This window comes from Variovorax sp. 01T439_2, assembly GCF_056398445.1.
The window spans coordinates 1-2,566 of sequence record NZ_JBFTPJ010000861.1 but is presented as its reverse complement, the minus strand read 5'-3'; the positions used below and the strand labels follow the sequence as shown (position 1 = coordinate 2,566).

The window sequence follows — 2,566 nt, the reverse complement described above, 5'->3', positions numbered from 1 at the left end:
CTTCTACCGCGCCGATCCCGCACGGGACCGGTCGGCGCGCCACCACGGCTTGGGGCTCTCGATCGTGGAGGCCATTGCGCGCATGCATGGCGGGCGCGTGTTCGCCTCCAGCGCGAACGGCGAAACCCGCATCGGCTTCGCGGTGCCGCTCGCGCGCTGACGGCGCATCAGGGCTTGGCGCGCGCCTCGGCCTCTTCGGCCCCGGCGGGAGCCTTGGCGCGTCCCATCACCAAGTTGATCAGCGGCCCGGTCATCGCGGTGGTGACCAGCGCCATCACCAGCAGCATGGTGAAGAGCTCAGGGCCGATCAGGCCGGCATCCAGCCCGATCTTCATCACGATGAGTTCCATCAGGCCGCGCGCGTTCATCAGCGAACCGGTGGCCAGGCTGTCGCGCCATCCGTAGCCCGCCATGCGCGCGCCGATGGCGCCGCCGGCCAGCTTGCCGATGGTGGCCACCGCCACGATCAGCAGCATGGCGCCGATGCTCGCGCCCGAGAAGGCATGGGTGGTGGTGCCGAGCCCGGCAAGCGCAAAGAACAGCGGCATCAGCACGACGATGGAGATCGGCTCGATGCGCTCGGTGAGCGAACTCAGCAGGCGGTCGTCGCGCGGCAGGCAGGCGCCGAACAGGAAGGCGCCGAACACGGCATGCAGGTGCAGCCATTCGGTCACCATCGCGCAGGCCAGGAGGCCGATCATGAGCGAGGCCATGACCGTGGTCGACGGTTCGCCGTCGGGTGCGCGCGTGCGCAGGATCCATGCGAAGGCCGGCTTCAGGCCGAAGAACAGCACGGCCAGCAGCACGGCCACGCCGGCCGTCGTCTTGAGCAGGCCCGTGTAGCCCTCTCCCGCGCCCGCGAGCGCCACCACCAGCGCCAGCAGTATCCAGGCGAACACGTCGACCACCGCCGCGGCGCCGAGCGACAGCTGGCCGAAGGGCGTGCGCGTGAGGCCGCGGTCCTTCAGGATGCGCGCCATCACCGGAAAGGCCGTGATCGACAGCGCCGCGGCCATGAACAGCGCGAACGGCCAGAAGCCCACGCCCGCGGGCGCCAGCGCCGGATGCAGCGCCGGCGAAATCGCCAGGCCCAGCACCATCGGCACGATGACGCTGAGCGCGCCCACATAGCCCGCCGCCTTCAGCTGCGCGCGCACGCCCTGCGTGGTCCGCAGTTCCAGGCCCACCACGAACATGAAGAGCACCAGGCCCACCGTCGAGAGCGAAGACAGGCCTTCGAGATGGCTCTTCGAAAAAAGCTGCGCATGCAGCGAGGGGAACAGCGCGCCCATGACCACCGGCCCCAGCATGAGCCCCGCCGCCATTTCGCCGACCACACCGGGCTGGCCCACGTGGCGCAGCACCCAGCCGCAGATGCGCGCGGTGCTCAGGATGACGATGAGTTGCAGCAGGAGCGAAGTGGCGGACATGGAAGCGGTGGCCGGGGGTGAGCAAAGCACCCGATGTTAGTTTTGTTCGGGCGCCTCGTCCGCAACGCCGCGCGGGCGCCGTTCCTCAGCCGCCCTTCGGTGCGCGCATCAGCCGCAATCCATTGGCCACCACCAGCAGGCTGGCGCCCATGTCGGCAAACACCGCCATCCACATGGTGGCGCTGCCGAACACCGCGAGCACGAAGAACACGGCCTTGATGCCGAGCGCGAGCGTGATGTTCTGCCACAGCACCGCATGCGCATGGCGCGAGAGGCGGATGGTTTCGGGCAGGCGCCGCAGGTCGTCGTTCATGATGACCACGTCGGCCGCTTCCATGGCGGTGTCGGTGCCGGCGCCGCCCATCGCAAAGCCGATGTCGGCCTGCGCAAGCGCGGGCGCATCGTTGATGCCGTCGCCCGCCATGCCGGCCATGCCGTGGCGCTGCTGCAGCGCCTTGATGGCATCGAGCTTCTCCTCGGGCAGCAGGTTGCCGCGCACGTCGTCGATGCCCGCGTGCAGGCCGATCGCCCTGGCCGTGGCGGCGTTGTCGCCGGTCAGCATCACGGGCGTGACGCCCAGCGCGCGCAGCTCGGCCATGGCGGCCTTCGAAGAGGGCTTGATGGTGTCGGCCACCGCGAACAGCGCCAGCACGGCCTGGCCGGAGGCCAGCAGCGTGACGGTGCGCCCCGCTTCCTCATGCTGCTTCAGCTCGGCTTCGAGCGCGGGGCTGCACAGCCCCTGCTCTTCGATCAGGCGGTGGTTGCCAAGCACATAGCCGCGGCCTTCGTGGACGGCCTGCACGCCGCGTCCGGGCAAGGCCGTGAAGCCGCCGACTGGCTGGTGCTCGCGGTTCAGCCCGTCGGCAATGGCCTTCGACACCGGATGGTCGGAGCGGCCCGCGATGCTCGCGGCAATGGCAAAGATCGCGGCTTCATCCGCCGCGGGGTCGAGCAGGCGCGATGCGACCAGCTTCGGCTTGCCTTCGGTGATGGTGCCGGTCTTGTCGAGTGCCACGGCCTTGAGCCTGCGCGCCTCTTCGAGGTAGGTGCCGCCCTTGATCAGGATGCCGCGCCGCGCGGCCGAGGCCAGCGCACTCACCACCGTGACGGGCGTCGAGATGACCAGCGCGCATGGG

At 69.9% G+C, this 2,566-nt stretch carries 3 protein-coding genes; 1 reads left to right on the top strand and 2 read right to left on the bottom strand.

Annotated elements, in window-relative coordinates:
• Positions 1 to 160, top strand: a 160-nt coding sequence (locus tag AC1DOC_RS28895) for an ATP-binding protein (RefSeq protein ID WP_478131042.1), incomplete at its 5' end; no start/stop codon positions are given.
• 7 nt (positions 161 to 167) lie between these two features.
• Here AC1DOC_RS28895 and AC1DOC_RS28890 read toward each other — a convergent pair.
• Both AC1DOC_RS28890 and AC1DOC_RS28885 read right to left on the bottom strand, forming a co-directional pair.
• Complete coding sequence (locus AC1DOC_RS28890) at positions 168 to 1,430, bottom strand: cation:proton antiporter (protein ID WP_018906337.1); 1,263 nt, start codon at positions 1,428 to 1,430, stop codon at positions 168 to 170.
• Between the two features lie 85 nt (positions 1,431 to 1,515).
• Positions 1,516 to 2,566: heavy metal translocating P-type ATPase (locus AC1DOC_RS28885; RefSeq protein ID WP_478131041.1), on the bottom strand; the 1,051-nt coding region annotated here is incomplete at its 5' end.